The sequence below is a fragment of the Pseudomonas sp. RC10-4-2 genome, assembly GCF_050433085.1.
In the GTDB taxonomy this organism is placed as follows: Bacteria; Pseudomonadota; Gammaproteobacteria; order Pseudomonadales; family Pseudomonadaceae; genus Pseudomonas; species Pseudomonas aeruginosa.
The window spans coordinates 876,288-891,166 of record NZ_JBNPXX010000002.1 but is presented as its reverse complement, the minus strand read 5'-3'; the positions used below and the strand labels follow the sequence as shown (position 1 = coordinate 891,166).

The following is a 14,879-nucleotide window of genomic DNA, read 5'->3' as shown; positions in this document are numbered from 1 at the left end:
TCCACCACGGGGAAATGCGGGCATGAGCCAACATTATCAACACGATGTACTGGTCATCGGCAGCGGCGCCGCCGGCCTGAGTCTGGCCTTGACCCTTCCGGAACACCTGCGCATCGCCGTCCTCAGCAAGGGCGAACTGTCGCAGGGCTCGACCTACTGGGCCCAGGGCGGCGTGGCCGCCGTGCTGGACGATACCGACACCGTGGAATCCCACGTCGAGGACACCCTGGTCGCCGGTGGCGGCCTGTGCCGCGAGGATGCGGTGCGCTTCACCGTGGAGCATAGCCGCGAAGCGATCCAGTGGCTGATCGAACAGGGGGTGCCCTTCACCCGCGACGAGCAGCACAACCACGAGGAAGGCAGCTTCGAATACCACCTGACCCGCGAAGGCGGGCACAGCCACCGGCGCATCATCCATGCCGCCGACGCCACCGGCGCCGCGATCTTCAATACCTTGCTGGCCCAGGCCCGGCGGCGACCGAACATCGAGTTGCTGTCGCAGCGGGTGGCGGTCGACCTGATCACCGAGCGCAAGCTAGGCCTGCCGAGCAAGCGCTGCCTGGGCGCCTACGTGCTGAATCGGGAAAGCGGCGAAGTCGATACCTTCCGTGCCCGCTTCACCGTGCTGGCCTCCGGTGGCGCGAGCAAGGTCTACCTTTATACCAGCAATCCCGACGGCAATTCCGGCGACGGCATCGCCATGGCCTGGCGCGCCGGCTGCCGGGTCGGCAACCTGGAGTTCAACCAGTTCCACCCGACCTGCCTGTACCACCCGCAGGCCAAGAGTTTCCTCATCACCGAGGCATTGCGCGGCGAAGGCGCCCTGCTCCGCCTGCCCAATGGCGAGCGTTTCATGCCGCGCTTCGACCCGCGTGGCGAGCTGGCGCCCCGGGATATCGTGGCCCGCGCCATCGACCATGAAATGAAGCGTCTGGGGATCGACTGCGTCTACCTGGACATCAGCCACAAGCCGGCCGAGTTCATCAAGGCGCACTTCCCCACCGTCTACGAGCGCTGCCTGGACTTCGGCATCGACATTACCCAGCAACCGATCCCGGTAGTGCCGGCCGCTCACTATACCTGCGGCGGCGTGCTCGTCGACCAGCACGGGCATACCGACGTGCCGGGCCTCTACGCCATCGGCGAAACCACCTTCACCGGCCTGCACGGCGCCAACCGCATGGCCAGCAATTCGCTGCTGGAATGCTTCGTCTATGCCCGCTCTGCCGCCGCCGACATGCTCCAGCGCCTGCCCGGCACGCCCGTGCCGGAAAGCCTGCCAAGCTGGGACGCCAGCCAGGTCACCGACTCCGACGAGGACGTGATCATCGCGCACAACTGGGACGAACTGCGGCGTTTCATGTGGGACTACGTCGGTATCGTGCGCACCAACAAGCGCCTGCAGCGCGCCCAGCACCGGGTACGCCTGCTGCTCAGCGAGATCGACGAGTTCTACAGCAACTACAAGGTCAGCCGCGACCTGATCGAGTTGCGCAACCTGGCACTGGTCGCCGAACTGATCATCCGCTCGGCCATGCAGCGCCGCGAAAGCCGGGGCCTGCACTACACGCTGGATTATCCGGACCTGCTGCCCGAAGCCCGCGACACTATCCTGGTGCCGCCCATCTACGGCGACTGAAGCGCAGGCGGACACGCAGGCGCCGATGGCTGTCGGCGCCCAATGCATCGGCCGGGATACAGCAGCCGAGGATGCGCCAGCGGCCCGGCAGGCGCACGCGCAGTACGATCAGCCAGGGCAACGCCAGGCTGTCAGGGCGCAATTGCACCGCTTGCCAGCCGCTTCCGGCGCTCCACAGCTGCCAGCCCCGCTCGTCATGGCGCACGCCGCGGAAGGCCCGCGAGCCGCGCAGCAGTACCTGGCGGTACAGCCCCCAGGCACCGTAGGCCAGGCAGACCAGCGCAAGCGGCGGCTTCAGCCAGACCGGCAGCGCCGCCAGCAGGATCGACAGCAGCGCCAGGGCCCACAGTGCCAGGCTCGCCGCCAGCAGGATCGGAGAGACCCGCCAGCGGCATTCGAACGGCTCAATCCGGCTGGACACGGTCCAGGATCATCCGCACCATCCGCCGCAGGTCGGCGTCTTCCGGCTCGCCGCGCTGCATGAACCAACCGAACATGTCCTGGTCCTCGCACTCCAGCAGCTTGCGGAAGCGCGCCTGGTCCTCGGCGTCCAGGCCCGGGTAAACCTCCTGCACGAAAGGCACCAGCAGCACATCCAGTTCCAGCATGCCGCGACGGCTGTGCCAGTAGAGTCGTTTCAGTTCGGTTTCATCTGCCATGTTCGGGCTCCTCGAAAACGCCCGGCATTATAGGGCGGTTGCGCTCGAATGGCGCGGCCCGATGACGAGGCGTCGCTCCGCCGGCGTCCGCCCTTGGTCGTATTGCCCGGCAAACCAAGGGTATCCGCGCGGGACGCAGGCCCATGCCGACGGCGGCCTCGGAAGTGTCCGACAACCGTCAAGGCGGATGCGCCAGGCATTCTTGCCCGCTGACAAGCCTCGGACCGAGTTCTATGATGACGGTCCTGACTGACTGACCGCGCAGCATCGCAATGGCCGACCCCGCTTTCCACACCCCGCTAGTCCATGAAGGCATCCTCGCCGTCCGCGGCCCTGACGCCGCCAAGTTCCTCCAGGGCCAGCTGACCTGCAACCTCGCCTACCTCAACGACGAGACCTCCAGCCTCGGCGGCCGCTGCAACATCAAGGGCCGCCTGCTATCGAGCTTCCGCATCCTGCCCGAGGGCGACGGCCTGCTGCTGGCGATGGCCGGCGAGCTGCTCGAGGCCCAGTTGGCGGACCTGAAGAAATACGCCGTATTCTCCAAGGCCAGCCTTGCCGACGAGAGCGCAGCCTGGCTCCGCATAGGCTTGCGCGACGCCAGCGAGGCACTGCGCGCCCTGGGGATAGACACCCCGGCGGAGAGCGGCAGGATCGCCCGCCACGGCGACCTGCTCGCCGTCGCCCTGGGCGACGCCCGCGTCGAGCTATGGGTTCCGGCGCAGCGCGCCGAGGCGGTGCTTGCCACGCTCCGCGAGCACAGCCGCGAGGCGCCGCTCGACGATTGGCTGCTCGGCCAGGTGCGCGCAGGCATCGGCCAGGTGTTCGGCGCTACCCGCGAGCTGTTCATCCCACAGATGATCAACCTGCAGGCGGTCGGCGGGGTCAGCTTCAAGAAGGGCTGCTATACCGGCCAGGAAATCGTCGCCCGCATGCAGTATCTCGGCCGCCTCAAGCGCCGCCTGTATCGCCTGGCGCTGGACGCAGACGAGGTGCCGGCGCCCGGCACCGGGCTGTTCTCGCCAGTCCATTCCACCAGCGTCGGCGAAGTGGTACTGGCCGCCCGTACGCCGGAGAACAGCGTGGAATTGCTCGCCGTGCTGCAGGACGACGCCGTCGCCGACGGCCGGATCAGCCTCGGAAGCGCCGAAGGAGCGCCGCTCGTCCTCCTCAATCTGCCTTACACGCTGGACAGCGACCGCGAAATCCAGCGCTGACCGTAAACTGTGCCTCGCCGTCCGCGGACGGCCCGCCAGTATTCCCATGGCCGGTGCACGTAGAGCGTGCTCCGGCCATTGCGTTTTCAAAGGAAATGCCATGAGCAAGCTTGCCGACAAAGTCCAACAGGACCTGATCCGCGCCATCGATCAGGATGAACTGGTGCTGCCGACCCTGCCCGAGGTGGCCCTGCAGGTCCGTGAGGCGGCGGAAGACCCGGATGTCAGCATCCAGGCCCTGAGCAAGGTGATCGGCAACGACGCGGCGCTGACCGCGCGCATCATCCGCGTGGTGAACAGTCCGCTGCTGCGCAGCCCGAAGGAAATCACCGACCTGCAGATGGCGATCAGCCGGCTGGGCATCAACTACACCTGCAACCTGGCCACCGGCCTGGCCATGGAGCAGATGTTCCAGGCCACCACCGACGTGGTCGACCGCAAGATGCGCGAAGTCTGGAACAAGAGCACCGAGATCGCCGGCATCTGCCACGTGCTGGCCCGTCACTACACCCGCCTGGCGCCGGACCAGGCGACCCTGGCCGGGCTGGTGCACCAGATCGGCGTGCTGCCGATCCTCACCTACGCCGAGGATCACAACGAGCTGCTGTCGGACTCCATCAGCCTGAGCCATGTGATCGAGCGCATCCATCCGCTGATCGGCGAGCGCATCCTCAAGGCCTGGGATTTCCCCGCGCCGATCGCCGAGGTCCCGCGCCAGCACCTGGACTTCACCCGCAACTCGCCGCGCGCGGACTATACCGACCTGGTCCAGGTCGCCACCCTGCAGAGCTACCTTGGCAGCGAGCATCCCTATACCCGCCTGGACTGGAGCCAGATCCCGGCGTTCGCCAAGCTCGGCCTCGAGCCGACCGTCGACATGAAGGAAGACGAGGACCTCTCCAGCGCCCTGGAAGCCGCCACCAGCATGCTGCAATAGACCCCGCCCTACTCCGCCGGGAAGCGCACCCGCACCAGCAAGCCGCCCAGTTCGCCCTGGTCGAGCTGGATCTGCGCCCGGTGCGCCCGGCAGACCTCGCCGACGATCGCCAGCCCCAGGCCGCTGCCGGGGCTGTCGCCGCGCCGGTAGAAGCGCTGGAAGACCCGCTCGCGGTCGGCGGCGGGAATTCCCGGACCATCGTCTTCCACTTCCAGCACGCCCCCCTCCAGCACCCTGAGGATCACGTTGCCGCCCTGCGGGGTGTGCGCCAGCGCGTTGTCCAGCAGGTTGCTGAGCAATTCGTTGAGCAGCGTCGGTTCACCCTGGATCCACACCGGCCCGGCGCTTTCCAGCGCCAGCGAGGCTCCCCGCGCATAGGCCAGCGGCGCCAGCGCCAGGCCCAGTTCCCGGGCCAGGGCGGTCAGGTCGATACGCTCGGCGCCACCCTCGGCAATGGCCTGGGCGCCGCTTTCGATGCGCGCCAGGGAGAGCAGCTGGTTGGCCAGGTGGATCAGGCGGTCGGTGTTCTTCGCCGTGGTCTCCAGGGTCGAACGCCAGGCTTCCGGCTCCTGCTCGCGCAGGCCCAGTTCCAGGCGCGCCTTGAGCGCCGCCAGCGGCGTGCGCAACTCGTGGGCGGCATCGGCGATGAACTGCGACTGCCGCTCGAACAGGCTGCGCAGGCGCTGGGTGAAGTGGTTCAGCGACTCCACCAGCGGCCGCAATTCATGCTGGACCTCTAGCATCGGCAACGGCCGCAGGTCGTCCGGCTGGCGCTCTTCCACCTCGCGGCGCAGGCGATCCAGCGGACGCAGCGCGGCGCTCACCGCCAGCCACACCAGCACCAGCGCGCCGACGCCGAGGACGCCCAGGCGCAGCAGGGTATCGGTCATCAGGCTGCGCGCCATGCGCTCGCGGGCGCCTTCGGTCTCCGCCACGCGGATCTCCGCCATGCCGCTCATGCTCGGTTCGCTGACCGGTTGCAGCAGGCTCACCACGCGTACGTCGACGCCCTGGTAGACGCCGTCGTAGAACTTGGCCAGGGCCGGGTAGTCGTCGGTGCGCAGGGCATCGGCGGGTGCCGCCGGAAGATTCTCGTAGCCGGAGATCATCCGTCCGTGGATGTCGTTGACCTGGTAGAAGATCCGCCCGGCGCTGTCGTAGGCGAAGGTATCCAGTGCCACGTAGGGGACGTCGGCGCGCAGGGTGCCGTCCTTCTCGTAGAGCCCGTCGGCGATCGCCCGCGCCGAGGCCAGCAAGGTCCGGTCGTAGGCGGTGTCGGCCACCTCGCGACCGTTCCAGTAGGCGCTCAGGCCGCTCGCCAGGAGCACCAGCAGCAGGAGCAGGGCCAGCCACAGCAGCAGCCTTCCGCGCAGGCTGCCGGCATCAGTCACCCTGCGCCTCCAGCAGGTAGCCGAGGCCGCGGAAGGTGACTATGCGCACGGCGCCGCCTTCCAGCTTCTTGCGCAGGCGGTGGACGTAGATTTCGATGGCGTCGGCGCTGGCCTCCTCGTCCAGGCCGAAGACCTGGGCGGCCAGTTGCTCCTTGCTCATCACCCGCCCCGGACGGGCGATCATCGCTTCCAGCACCGCCTGTTCCCGCGAGGTCAGGGTCAGCGGCTGCTCGTCGAGGCTGAAGCGCCGGGTGCCGAGGTCGTAGACCAGGGCGCCGCAGCGCTGCAACTGTTCGCCACCGAGCACGCTGCGGCGCAGCAGGGCCTTGACCCGCGCCTCCAGCTCGGACAGTTCGAAAGGCTTTGCCAGGTAGTCGTCGGCGCCGAGATTGAGGCCGTGCACCCGGTCCTTCACCTCGCCGCGCGCAGTCAGCATCAGCACCGGCAGGGTCTTGCCGCGCCCGCGCAGGCGCGCCAGCACCTCGAAGCCGTCCATCCGCGGCAGGCCGACGTCGAGGATCGCCAGGGCGTACTCCTCGCTGGCCAGAGCCAGGTCGGCGGCCACCCCATCCTGCAGCAGGTCTACCGTCCAGCCGGCGCCCTTGAGCGCCTGGACCACGCTTTCGGCGAGCTGCGGATGATCTTCCACCAGAAGGATGCGCATGGACGGTTCTCCACCACCGGATGAGGGCACAAGAGGCGAAGTGTACCGGGGAAAACCCTCCGGTAAATGGCTTCTCTGCCACCGGGGATTGCTGAAAGCCTGGCGAAAGCTTGGCGCCTTAGGATCAGTCGATGGACGGCGCAGATCGTCCGCCAAAACGCCTTGCAGCGTGGTGCTCGGCGTACAAGAACAAGAATCGGAGACCACTGCATGTCGACTTCCCTGCCGCAGGCCGCAAGGTCTGTACGTTCGTCCCGCAGCACCACCCTGACCACCACCGCCGTCGTGCTCGCCAGCATCGCGCCCCTGGGCAACGCCGCCGGCTTCCTCGAAGACAGCAAGGCCAGCCTGGAAACCCGCAACTTCTACATGAACCGCGACTTCCGCGACGGCCCCGGCCAGTCCAAGCGCGAGGAGTGGGCGCAAGGCTTCATCCTCAACCTGCAGTCCGGCTACACCCAGGGCACCGTCGGCTTCGGCCTCGACGCCATGGGCATGCTCGGCGTCAAGCTCGACTCCGGCCGCGGCCGCAGCGGTACCGGACTGCTGCCGAAGGATTCCGACGGCCGCGCGCCGGACACCTACTCGAAACTGGGCCTGACCGCCAAGGTCAAGGTCTCGCAGAGCGAGCTGAAGGTCGGCACGCTGATTCCGAAGTTGCCATCGGTACAACCGAACAACGGGCGGATCTTCCCGCAGATATTCGAAGGCGCGCTGCTCACCTCGAAGGAGATCAAGGACCTCGGCTTCACCGCCGGGCGCCTGGAAAAGACCAAGATCCGCGACTCCAGCGACTCCGAGGACCTCGCGCTGAACGACAAGAACGGCCGCTTCGCCGGGGTCAGCGCCGATCACTTCGACCTCGGCGGACTGGACTACAAGCTCACCGACCAACTCACCGCCAGCTATCACTACAGCAACCTGCAGGACGTCTACCGCCAGCACTTCGTCGGCCTGCTGCACAGCTGGCCGATCGGTCCCGGCGAACTGACCAGCGACCTGCGCTTCGCCCGCAGCACCGACAGCGGCTCGGCCAAGGCCGGCGGCATCGACAACAAGTCGCTCAACGGCATGTTCACCTACAGCCTTGGCAACCATGCCTTCGGCGCGGCCTGGCAGCGAATGAACGGCGACGACGCCTTCCCCTACCTGGAAGGCAGCAACCCGTACCTGGTCAACTTCGTCCAGGTCAACGACTTCGCCGGCCCCAAGGAGCGCTCCTGGCAACTGCGCTACGACTACGACTTCGTCGGCCTCGGCATTCCCGGCCTGACCTTCATGACCCGCTACGTCAAGGGCGACAATGTCGAACTCGCCGGGCAGCGCGGCGAAGGCCGCGAATGGGAACGCAACACCGAACTGCAGTACGTGTTCCAGAGCGGCGCGCTGAAGAACCTCGGAATCCGCTGGCGCAACGCGACCTTCCGTTCCAATTTCACCCGCGACATCGATGAGAACCGCCTGATCGTCAGCTATACCCTGCCGATCTGGTAAGCCAGAACAAGAACTCCACAGGAGCACCGATGATGATGAAACTGTCTTTTCGTCCCCTCGCCTTGGTTGCCGCCGGCCTGCTGCTGGCCGGCGCCGCCGTGGCCGAACCCAAGCGTCCCGAATGCATCGCCCCGGCGTCCCCCGGCGGCGGTTTCGACCTCACCTGCAAGCTGGCGCAGAGCGCCCTGGTCGAGGCCAAGCTGCTGAGCAAGCCGATGCGCGTCACCTACATGCCCGGCGGCGTCGGCGCGGTCGCCTATAACGCGGTGGTCGCCCAACGCCCGGGCGACGCCGGCACCATCACCGCCTTCTCCAGCGGCTCGCTGCTGAACCTGGCCCAGGGCAAGTTCGGCCGCTTCGACGAGAACGCGGTGAAATGGCTGGCCGCCATCGGCACCAGCTACGGCGCCATCGCGGTGCGCACCGACTCGCCCTACAAGAACCTCGACGACCTGGTGAAGGCGCTCAAGGCCGACCCGAGCAAGGTGGTGATCGGCTCCGGCGGCACCGTCGGCAGCCAGGACTGGATGCAGACCGCGCTGATCGCCAAGGCCGCCGGGATCAATCCGCGCGACCTGCGCTACGTGGCCCTGGAAGGCGGCGGCGAGATCGCCACCGCGCTGCTCGGCGGGCACATCCAGGTCGGCAGCACCGACATTTCCGACTCCATGCCGCACATCCTCAGCGGCGACATGCGCCTGCTCGCGGTGTTCTCCGAAGAACGCCTGCCAGAGGCGGCGATGGCCAACATCCCCACCGCCAAGGAACAGGGCTACGACATCGTCTGGCCGGTGGTTCGCGGGTTCTACCTCGGGCCGAAGGTCAGCGACGAAGACTACGCCTGGTGGAAGAACGCCTTCGACCAACTGCTGGCCTCCGAGGACTTCGCCAAGCTGCGCGACCAGCGCGAGCTGTTCCCCTTCGCCATGACCGGCGAGGAACTCGACGGCTACGTGAAGCAGCAGGTCCAGCAGTACAAGCAACTGGCCAAGGACTTCGGCCTGATCCAGTAAGCCAGCCCGCGCGCGGCCGGACCCCGGCCGCGCCACGAGGATCGTCCCATGACCCGTTCCAACCTGTACCAGCGCCTGTTCGCCGGGCTCTGGCTGCTCGCCTGCGTCGGCCTGGCGGTCGCCGGCTGGCGTTACCAGGCGCCGTTTTCCTACGAACCGGTCGGCCCGCGCGCCTACCCGCTGCTCTGCCTGGCGCTGATGGGCGCCGGCCTGGCGTGGCTGATCGCGCGGCCGACGCCGATCCGCCACGCCGAGGACGAACAACCGCTGGGCGGCGCCGTGCTGCTCAAGGTGCTCGCCTGCATCGCCCTGCTGCTGGTGTTCGCCGGCCTGTTCGAAACGCTCGGCTTCATCCTCAGCGCCGCCCTGGTCGGCTCCTGCATGGCCATTCTCTACGGCGCCCGGCCAATCCCTGCGGTGGTCACCGCGAGCCTGCTCGGGATCGGCCTCTACTGGCTGTTCGACCGCGCCCTGGACGTCCCGCTGCCGCTGGGCGTTCTCGACTTCCTGCCGCTGTGAGGACTTCGTGATGGAAACCTTGAACTACCTCGGCCAGGGCTTCGGCGTCGCGATGACGCCGACCAACCTGATCACCGCGCTGATCGGCACCCTGATCGGCACCATCGTAGGCCTGCTGCCAGGCCTCGGTCCGATCAACGGCGTGGCACTGCTGATCCCGGTGGCCTTCGCCCTCGGCCTGCCGCCGGAAACCGCGCTGATCCTGCTCGCCGCCGTATACCTGGGCTGCGAATACGGCGGGCGGATCAGCTCGATCCTGCTCAACATCCCCGGCGAAGCCTCGACCGTGATGACCACCCTCGACGGCTACCCGATGGCACGCAAGGGCCTGGCCGGCGTGGCCCTGTCGCTGTCGGCCTGGAGTTCGTTCATTGGCGCTTTCATCGCCACCTGCGGGATGGTCCTGTTCGCCCCGCTGCTGGCCAAGTGGGCGATCGCCTTCGGTCCGGCGGAATATTTCGTGCTGATGGTGTTCGCCATCGTCTGCCTCGGCGGGATGGCCGGCGACCGCCCGCTGAAGACCCTGCTGGCGGCGCTGCTCGGGCTGTTCCTGTCGAGCGTCGGGATCGACGCCAACAGCGGCGTGTACCGCTTCACCGGGGACAGCATCCACCTCGCCGACGGCATCCAGTTCGTGGTCCTGGTGCTGGGCCTGTTCTCGGTCAGCGAGATCCTCCTGCTGCTGGAGAAGACCCACCACGGCCAGGAGGCGGTGAAAGCCACCGGACGCATGCTGTTCAACTTCAAGGAGGCCGCCAGCGTATTCCTGGTCAACCTGCGCTGCGGTCTGCTCGGTTTCGTCATGGGCGTACTGCCCGGCGCCGGCGCGACCCTGGCAAGCGCGGTGGCCTATATGACCGAGAAGAAGCTGGCCGGTGCCAAGGGCGAGTTCGGCAAGGGCGACATGCGCGGCCTGGCCGCTCCCGAGACCGCCATCGGCGCCTCCGCCTGCGGCGCCATGGTGCCGATGCTGACCCTCGGCGTGCCCGGCTCGGGTACCACTGCGGTGATGATCGGCGCCCTGACCCTGTACAACATCACTCCCGGCCCGCTGCTGTTCCAGCAGCAACCGGACATCGTCTGGGGCCTGATCGCCTCGCTGTTCATCGCCAACGTCATGCTGATCATCCTCAACGTGCCGATGGTCCGCGTATTCACCCGCATCCTCGCGGTGCCGAACTGGGCCCTGGTGCCGGCCATCGCGATCATCACCGGGATCGGCGTGTACGGCGTGCATGCGACCACCTTCGACCTGTTCCTGATGGTCGGCATCGGCGTGATCGGCTATATCCTGCGCAAGCTCGACTTCCCGCTCTCGCCGCTGCTGCTGGGCTTCATCCTCGGTGGACTGATGGAGCAGAACCTGCGCCGCGCGCTGTCGATCTCCAACGGTGAACTGGGCATCCTCTGGTCGAGCCCGATCAGCCTGGTGACCTGGGCGCTGGTGGTGGTAATGCTGCTGTTGCCGCTGGTCCGCGCCTGGCGCCGCCGCGTGGCCCGTCGCGCGACAGGGCTGGCCGATGCCTGAGCGCGTCACCTGGAGGCTGTACTGGGCGACGCCGCTGGTGGGCGCCCTTGGCGGCTGGCTGGCAAGCCTGGTCGGCTGGCCGCTGCCGTGGATGATCGGCTCGCTGCTTGCGGTGATGCTGGTGCGTTGCCTGGCCGACCTGCCGCTGGCCGAAGTGCCGGGGGCACGCAAGTGCGGGCAATGGATCGTCGGCATCGGCATCGGCCTGCACTTCACCCCGGCAGTGATCGAGCAAGTGCTGGCGCATAGCGTGATCATCGTCTTCGGCGCCGTGGCCACCACGCTTTCCAGCGTGCTGGCGATCGCCTTCATGCGCCGCAGCGGCGAGGACCGCGCCACCGCGTTCTTCGCCAGCATGCCCGGTGGTGCCAGCGAGATGGTCAACCTCGGGCAGCGCCACGGCGCGGTGCTCAGCCGCGTCGCCGCAGCGCAGAGCCTGCGCCTGTTGCTGGTAGTGCTGCTGGTGCCGGCGGCGTTCCAGTACCTGCTCGGCGGCGGCCAGCCAGGCCCGCACCAGGCCGCGCCGGTGGACTGGCACTGGCTGGCCCTGCTGTTCCCGGCCGGGGCGCTGGTCGCGCTGGGCTGGCAGAAGTTGCGCCAACCCAATCCCTGGCTGCTCGGCCCGCTGTTGCTGGCGGCCGGCGTCAGCCTCGGCTTCGACCTGCATATCGGCCTGCCGGCCGGTTCCAGCGGCGTCGGCCAATGGCTGATCGGCAGCGCCCTGGGTTGCCATTTCAACCGCAGTTTCTTCCGCAGCGCTCCAGCCTTCGTCAGTCGTACCCTGGTCTGCACGCTGTGGATGATGTTCGCCGCGGCGCTCGCCGCCGAGTTGCTCGGCTGGCTGACCACCCTCGACCACCAGTCGCTGATGCTCGGCATGATGCCCGGCGGCATCGCCGAGCTGAGCCTGACCGCCGAAGCCTTGCAGCTCTCGGTGCCGCTGGTCACCGCCTTGCAGGTACTGAGGCTATTGCTGGTGCTGTTCCTCGCCGAGCCGTGCTTCCGCTACTGGAGGAAGCGCGCCGGCTGATCGAGCCACGCCGCCACACTGGATGTGTGGCGTTTTCCAGCCCGCCTCGTGCGGGCTTTTTTTTCCGGGCGCGGTCAGAGGCACACAGCGGCGCCCACCATGTGAAGAGCTGGGCGACAGCGGCCTTCAGAGGTCCGGCAGCGACCAGTCGATAGGCGTCTTGCCGTTCTGCTCGAGGAACTTGTTGGTGCGGCTGAAGTGGCCGTTGCCGAGGAAACCGCGGTAGGCCGACAACGGCGACGGGTGCGCCGACTTGAGAATCAGGTGGCGCTGCGGGTCGATCAGCTTCTGCTTGCTCTGCGCGTGGCTGCCCCAGAGCAGGAACACCAGGCGCTCGCAACGCTCGTTGACCACCTCGATGACGCGGTCGGTGAACGGCTGCCAGCCGGCATTGGCGTGGGAGCCGGCCTTGGCCTGCTCGACGGTCAGGGAGGTATTGAGCAACAGCACGCCCTGCTCCGCCCAGCGCTGCAGGTAGCCGTTGTTGGGAATCGGGATGTTCAGGTCGCGGTTGAGTTCCTTGTAGATGTTCTGCAAGGACGGCGGCGTCGGCACGCCGGGCTGCACCGAGAAGCACAGGCCGTGGGCCTGGCCTGGTCCGTGGTAGGGATCCTGGCCGATGATCACCACCTTGACGTTCTCCAGCGGCGTGGTGTTCAGCGCGTTGAAGATCAATGGCCCGGGCGGAAAGATCACCTTGCCGGCGGCCTTCTCCTGGCGCAGGAACTCGCCCAGTTGCTTCATGTAGGGCTTGTCGAATTCCTCGCGCAGCGCTTCCTTCCAACTCGCCTCGAGCTTGATGCGGTCGTCGTTATCGGTCATGGAACCCCCTGTCTCGGTACTGAAAAAGTCGTCCGGCCTTTTTCAGAAGGTCGCCGACAGCCTGTGGCCGCGGAACCGTAGAAAAGCCCGCCGCGCTTGTCAATCTCGGGACAGGCGGGCCTCTTCCACCGGATACTTCACGCGCACCCGGTTGCGGTACAGGCACTCGCTGGCCAGCAGGGTGCCGGCCTGGCCCTTTTCCCGGATGTCGCGCCAGATCTCGTTGAGCCTCAGCACCGCATCGCCGTCGCGGACAAAGCGCTGGGCCCTCTCATAGACGTGGTAGCGCACAGGGCGCGGCGCGCTGCACAGCAGTTCGCCTTCCAGTTGGTGGGCGGCGATATGGAAGCGCAGCTGGAAGGTATCCGCCGTCGGATTGTGCAGCACCAGGTCGATGAAGTTGTAGAAGATCGCCGCGCCCGAGCCGAACGGCAGGATCCGTCCCTCGTCGGGAAACGGGTCGAAGCTGTGGTTGGCCCGCTCCACCACGCGCAGCGGGGAATGCAGGGCCATCCAGTGGATCAGGTTGCTCAGTTGGCAGATGCCGCCGCCGATTCCGCTGCGCGCCTCGCCGAAGGACAACTCCATACCTTCGACGAAGCCACGCCGGACGCTGGGCCGACCGACCAGCCGGCAGAACGAGAAGTACTCGCCGGGGCCGATGCTCACGCCGTTCATGCAGTCCACCGCCAGGCGCAGGTTGACCACCTTGTTGCGTTGCAGGGCGAGGTCGCTGTCGCCGAGGCGGCGGATCAACTTCGAGGTGTGCTTGATGTAGCGGTACGGCAGGCGCTCGTCGATCGATGGCAACCGCACGTAGCGACGGCCGCCAAGACGCCAGCGGCAGTGCCGCCAGAGACGTCGTTGCCAGACCCGCAGCCAGTAGAGCCAGGGGTGGTAGAGCGATAGGGGTTTGCGCATCGACGATCCTTGTCGGTCTCGGCCCACGGGCAGGATGCAGCATTATGCCCGGAGCACTAGCCCTGGTGCAGCGCCCGGTAGTGACTGGGCGCCATGCCCACCACCTTGCGGAACAGCCGCGAGAAGTAATAGGGATCGGCGTAGCCGAGCTGCTCGGCGATCTGCCGCACCTCCAGCGCGCCCTCGTCGAGCAGGCGGCAGGCATGGGCCATCTTCATCTGGATGAAATCCTGGATCGGCGCCTGGCCGGTCAGGGCGCGATAGGTCTTGGCGAAATGGAAGCGCGACAGCTTGAACTGCGCCGCCAGCTCGTCGAGGTTGAGGCTGTCGTGCAGGTGCGCGCGCATCAGCGCCTGCACCGCGTCGATGTCCAGCACCCGTCCGGATTTCAGGCTGGCCCGCGCCGGACGCACCGCCAGCGAGGTGAGCAGGCCCTGCAACAGGTGCGCGGCATGGATGAAGTGCGGCAGGCTGAGGCCCTGGCGACGCAGCGCCAGCAGCGCATCGAACTCCGCCAGCAGGCGCGGCTGCATGCCCAGGCGCAGGCGCGGGGCGCTGCCCAGCGGACGCAGGAAATCCTCCGCCAGTCCGCCTTCGAAATGTACCCAGTAGATGCTCCAGGGCCGCTGCGAGTCGGCGCCGTAGGCATGTTCCCGGCCCTTGGGCAGGACCAGCAGGTCGCCGCCGCCGACCTCGACGCGCTCGCCGGCACACTCCAGCCAGCCGCGTCCGGCCCGGCAGTAGATCAACAGGTTGTCGTCCGGCGCGCGCCGCTGCATGTGGTGGCCATGCGCCTCCGGATAGTAACCGAGGGCCAGCGGGTAGCAGGCCTGGCCGAGCGGATGGCGGGCCAGGGCGCGACGCAGGCGGGGCGGCGTGATGAAACGCACCCCCTGGTTGGGCAGGGGCCAGGCGGAGGTCTGTACGGAACGCTTCACGGCGACGCGACTCGGTAGTCTGAATCCCAAGATCGTCCATCCCTTGCGCAAGATCGTCAATCCACAGGCGGCTTGCGGCCGGCTATAACGACTCAAAACAACATCCC

General features: G+C 67.4%; 15 protein-coding genes. 8 read left to right on the top strand and 7 right to left on the bottom strand.

Annotation, left to right across the window (positions count from 1 at the left end; translation table 11 throughout):
- Window positions 1–22 precede the first annotated feature (22 nt).
- Window positions 23–1,639 carry an L-aspartate oxidase gene (gene nadB, locus FHW81_RS12035; RefSeq protein ID WP_003101954.1) on the top strand — a complete coding sequence of 539 codons (1,617 nt, stop codon included), beginning with the start codon at window positions 23–25 and terminating at the stop codon, window positions 1,637–1,639.
- On the opposite strand, the gene FHW81_RS12030 is transcribed toward nadB, so the two are convergent.
- Both FHW81_RS12030 and FHW81_RS12025 read right to left on the bottom strand, forming a co-directional pair.
- On the bottom strand, window positions 1,608–2,060 hold the full coding sequence (locus tag FHW81_RS12030) for a protein YgfX (protein WP_003114181.1): 453 nt from the start codon (window positions 2,058–2,060) through the stop codon (window positions 1,608–1,610). The two genes, nadB and FHW81_RS12030, sit on opposite strands and share 32 nt — an antisense overlap.
- The gene (locus tag FHW81_RS12025; RefSeq protein WP_003085532.1) at window positions 2,044–2,298 is read right to left on the bottom strand and encodes a succinate dehydrogenase assembly factor 2; all 255 of its coding nucleotides are present in this window, start codon (window positions 2,296–2,298) and stop codon (window positions 2,044–2,046) included. The genes FHW81_RS12030 and FHW81_RS12025 overlap by 17 nt, the downstream gene beginning before the upstream one ends.
- Window positions 2,299–2,570: 272 nt before the next feature.
- Here FHW81_RS12025 and FHW81_RS12020 point away from each other — a divergent pair, with 272 nt between their 5' ends.
- Both FHW81_RS12020 and FHW81_RS12015 read left to right on the top strand, forming a co-directional pair.
- Entirely contained in the window at window positions 2,571–3,515 is a 945-nt protein-coding gene (locus FHW81_RS12020; protein WP_003101947.1) for a YgfZ/GcvT domain-containing protein, read from the top strand.
- A 100-nt stretch (window positions 3,516–3,615) separates the two neighbouring features.
- The gene (locus FHW81_RS12015) at window positions 3,616–4,452 is read left to right on the top strand and encodes an HDOD domain-containing protein (RefSeq protein WP_003085528.1); all 837 of its coding nucleotides are present in this window, start codon (window positions 3,616–3,618) and stop codon (window positions 4,450–4,452) included.
- Window positions 4,453–4,460: 8 nt separating this feature from the next.
- Here the strand turns inward: FHW81_RS12015 and FHW81_RS12010 are convergent, their stop codons facing one another.
- A complete protein-coding gene (locus FHW81_RS12010; protein ID WP_003145754.1) occupies window positions 4,461–5,843 on the bottom strand; it encodes a sensor histidine kinase in 1,383 nt (460 codons plus the stop codon).
- Window positions 5,836–6,507, bottom strand: a complete 672-nt coding sequence (locus FHW81_RS12005; protein ID WP_003085524.1) for a response regulator — start codon at window positions 6,505–6,507, stop codon at window positions 5,836–5,838. The genes FHW81_RS12010 and FHW81_RS12005 overlap by 8 nt, the downstream gene beginning before the upstream one ends.
- A gap of 210 nt (window positions 6,508–6,717) precedes the next feature.
- Between FHW81_RS12005 and FHW81_RS12000 the strand changes: the two genes are divergently transcribed.
- The 5 genes from FHW81_RS12000 to FHW81_RS11980 are packed head-to-tail and all read left to right on the top strand — an operon-like array spanning window position 6,718 to window position 12,091.
- The gene (locus tag FHW81_RS12000; RefSeq protein ID WP_003101939.1) at window positions 6,718–8,001 is read left to right on the top strand and encodes an OprD family porin; all 1,284 of its coding nucleotides are present in this window, start codon (window positions 6,718–6,720) and stop codon (window positions 7,999–8,001) included.
- Window positions 8,002–8,030: 29 nt separating this feature from the next.
- Window positions 8,031–9,014 carry a tripartite tricarboxylate transporter substrate binding protein gene (locus FHW81_RS11995; RefSeq protein ID WP_003085519.1) on the top strand — a complete coding sequence of 328 codons (984 nt, stop codon included), beginning with the start codon at window positions 8,031–8,033 and terminating at the stop codon, window positions 9,012–9,014.
- Between the two features lie 48 nt (window positions 9,015–9,062).
- Window positions 9,063–9,533, top strand: coding sequence for a tripartite tricarboxylate transporter TctB family protein (locus FHW81_RS11990; RefSeq protein ID WP_003101933.1), 471 nt, complete (start codon window positions 9,063–9,065; stop codon window positions 9,531–9,533).
- A gap of 10 nt (window positions 9,534–9,543) precedes the next feature.
- Window positions 9,544–11,061: a tripartite tricarboxylate transporter permease gene (locus tag FHW81_RS11985; RefSeq protein ID WP_003116509.1), complete on the top strand. Its 1,518-nt coding sequence runs from the start codon at window positions 9,544–9,546 to the stop codon at window positions 11,059–11,061.
- Complete coding sequence (locus tag FHW81_RS11980; RefSeq protein WP_003114172.1) at window positions 11,054–12,091, top strand: AbrB family transcriptional regulator; 1,038 nt, start codon at window positions 11,054–11,056, stop codon at window positions 12,089–12,091. The genes FHW81_RS11985 and FHW81_RS11980 overlap by 8 nt, the downstream gene beginning before the upstream one ends.
- 126 nt (window positions 12,092–12,217) lie before the next feature.
- Here FHW81_RS11980 and ung read toward each other — a convergent pair whose 3' ends face one another.
- From ung to FHW81_RS11965, 3 genes are all read right to left on the bottom strand, one after another.
- The gene (ung, locus tag FHW81_RS11975; RefSeq protein WP_003106436.1) at window positions 12,218–12,913 is read right to left on the bottom strand and encodes a uracil-DNA glycosylase; all 696 of its coding nucleotides are present in this window, start codon (window positions 12,911–12,913) and stop codon (window positions 12,218–12,220) included.
- Window positions 12,914–13,012: 99 nt separating this feature from the next.
- Window positions 13,013–13,834 (bottom strand): VanW family protein, encoded by an 822-nt coding sequence (locus FHW81_RS11970; protein WP_033980537.1) that lies wholly within the window; start codon window positions 13,832–13,834, stop codon window positions 13,013–13,015.
- Window positions 13,835–13,890: 56 nt separating this feature from the next.
- A complete protein-coding gene (locus FHW81_RS11965) occupies window positions 13,891–14,772 on the bottom strand; it encodes an AraC family transcriptional regulator (RefSeq protein WP_003106441.1) in 882 nt (293 codons plus the stop codon).
- Window positions 14,773–14,879 lie beyond the last annotated feature (107 nt).

Excerpts from the sequence above, each read along its gene's own strand:
- FHW81_RS11980 (WP_003114172.1), top strand. The coding sequence starts at position 11,054 with ATGCCTGAGCGCGTCACCTGGAGGCTGTACTGGGCGACGCCGCTGGTG.
- FHW81_RS12005 (WP_003085524.1), bottom strand. The coding sequence starts at position 6,507 with ATGCGCATCCTTCTGGTGGAAGATCATCCGCAGCTCGCCGAAAGCGTG.
- nadB (WP_003101954.1), top strand. The coding sequence starts at position 23 with ATGAGCCAACATTATCAACACGATGTACTGGTCATCGGCAGCGGCGCC.
- FHW81_RS12020 (WP_003101947.1), top strand. The coding sequence starts at position 2,571 with ATGGCCGACCCCGCTTTCCACACCCCGCTAGTCCATGAAGGCATCCTC.
- ung (WP_003106436.1), bottom strand. The coding sequence starts at position 12,913 with ATGACCGATAACGACGACCGCATCAAGCTCGAGGCGAGTTGGAAGGAA.
- FHW81_RS12025 (WP_003085532.1), bottom strand. The coding sequence starts at position 2,298 with ATGGCAGATGAAACCGAACTGAAACGACTCTACTGGCACAGCCGTCGC.
- FHW81_RS11995 (WP_003085519.1), top strand. The coding sequence starts at position 8,031 with ATGATGATGAAACTGTCTTTTCGTCCCCTCGCCTTGGTTGCCGCCGGC.
- FHW81_RS11985 (WP_003116509.1), top strand. The coding sequence starts at position 9,544 with ATGGAAACCTTGAACTACCTCGGCCAGGGCTTCGGCGTCGCGATGACG.
- FHW81_RS11970 (WP_033980537.1), bottom strand. The coding sequence starts at position 13,834 with ATGCGCAAACCCCTATCGCTCTACCACCCCTGGCTCTACTGGCTGCGG.
- FHW81_RS12015 (WP_003085528.1), top strand. The coding sequence starts at position 3,616 with ATGAGCAAGCTTGCCGACAAAGTCCAACAGGACCTGATCCGCGCCATC.
- FHW81_RS12000 (WP_003101939.1), top strand. The coding sequence starts at position 6,718 with ATGTCGACTTCCCTGCCGCAGGCCGCAAGGTCTGTACGTTCGTCCCGC.
- FHW81_RS11990 (WP_003101933.1), top strand. The coding sequence starts at position 9,063 with ATGACCCGTTCCAACCTGTACCAGCGCCTGTTCGCCGGGCTCTGGCTG.